The 1,700-nt window shown below is 68.6% G+C and carries 1 protein-coding gene and 1 pseudogene; one reads left to right on the forward strand and one right to left on the reverse strand.

Annotated elements, in window-relative coordinates; translation table 11 throughout:
- Positions 1 to 227: 227 nt before the first annotated feature.
- Positions 228 to 1,481, forward strand: a complete 1,254-nt coding sequence (locus ACIQFZ_RS43420) for an IS110 family transposase (RefSeq protein WP_402693998.1) — start codon at positions 228 to 230, stop codon at positions 1,479 to 1,481.
- A 21-nt stretch (positions 1,482 to 1,502) separates the two neighbouring features.
- On the opposite strand, the pseudogene ACIQFZ_RS43425 reads toward ACIQFZ_RS43420, so the two are convergent.
- Positions 1,503 to 1,700 (reverse strand): annotated as a pseudogene (locus ACIQFZ_RS43425) (transposase); the annotation flags it as partial.

Consider the following 1,700-nt stretch of genomic DNA (forward strand, 5'->3'; position numbering starts at 1 on the left):
ACCTGGCGCCGCCACCATCAAGCCGTCGCGCAAGCCTGTCACCAGCGGCGACACGTTCTCCAGGACCAGCCATGACCGGAACTACAGCTGCGGTGACCGAGGGCCCTGCAGACAGCTGGGGTTGCGAACGGCTAATCGGATGCTGGGCCATCGAGCCCTTCCATTAGGGAGACGCGTGCCCCTGCGCGGCTGTGACCAGCCAAAATCTCCGCGACGCCCGAGAGGACATGAAAAGATTGAGCACATTCTGCGGCATCGACTGGGCCAGCGACCACCACGATGTTCTGCTGGTCGACAACGCTGGATCCTTACTGGCCAGGGCCCGCATCGACGACAACGCCGACGGCCTGGCTCAACTCCTGCACATGCTCACTGAGCACGGCGATACCGCCGAAGAGCCCATCCCCGTGGCCATCGAAACCTCCCGCGGCCTGCTGGTCGCCTGCCTGCGTGCGACCGGCCGCCCGGTCTACGCGATCAATCCGATGGCCGCCGCCCGCTACCGCGACCGTCATTCGGTCTCGCGCAAGAAGTCCGACCACCTTGACGCCATGGTGCTCGCGAACATTCTGCGCACGGACGCCTCCGCCCACCGCAAGCTGCCGGCCGATTCCGAGCTCGCCCAGGCCATCGCGGTCCTCGCCCGCGCCCAGCAGGATGCCGTGTGGGACCGCACCCAGGCCGCCAACAAGCTCACCTCGCACCTGCGCGAGTACTTCCCCGGCTTCCTCGCCGCCGTCGGCGTGCGTCGCGAAGGCGTGTGCCACCCCATCGCCCGCGTCCTGCTGGCCGCCGCCCCCACTCCTGCCCAGGCTGCCCGACTCACCCTTGCCCAGCTGCGGTCGCTGCTGAAGAAGGCCGGCCGCAAGAACACCATCGAGTCCGAGGCAGAACGTCTCCAGACCGCGTTGCGTGCCCCGCAGATGCGCCAGCTCCCGCTGGTCGAAGAGGCCATGGGCCGCCAGACCCTCGCACTGCTACGGCAGCTGGATGCCGCCTGCACCAGCGCCGACGACCTCGCCCAGGCCACGGTGGAGTCTTTTGAGAAGCACCCGGACGCCGAGATCATCACCGGCTTCCCAGGGCTCAGCGCGCTCAGCGGCGCCTGGGTGTTCGCCGAGATCGGCGACGACCGATCCCGCTTCTCCGACGCCAAGGGCCTCAAGGCATACGCCGGATCGGCCCCGATCACCAGGGCCTCCGGCAAGAGCGTGGCCGTCCTGGCCCGCCGGGTCAAGAACCAGAGGCTGGCCGCCGCCGGATACATGTGGGCCTTCGCGGCCATGGCCCACTCGGACGGCGCCAGAGCCCACTACGACCGCCGTCGCGAGGCTGGAGACCGCCACACCGCCGCCCAGCGCAACCTCTTCAACCGCATGCTCGGCTGCCTCCACCACTGCCTCACCCACCGCGTCCACTACGACGAGGCCGTCGCCTTCCCGGCAACACCTTCAGACACACAACTCAAGTCTGCTGCTTGACAGTTCTTCCGCATCGGATGTCTCATCGGCAGCCACCCACACCTTGCCCTCGGCCACGGGCAGGTCGGGCAGCGCCCGCTCGATCATCACCTCGGCCAGCCGCGGCTTGGTCACGAAACCGCGGTCCAAGGGCACGTGCGCGGCCCGGCAGCGCGCCGGATCGCCTGTCCACTCCTTCGGCAGGTACAACTCCCGGTCGATCAACGCCTGCCCGGCCCC

Origin of the sequence: Streptomyces sp. NPDC093064 (assembly GCF_044754605.1) — a bacterium.
Classification (GTDB): domain Bacteria; phylum Actinomycetota; class Actinomycetes; order Streptomycetales; family Streptomycetaceae; genus Streptomyces.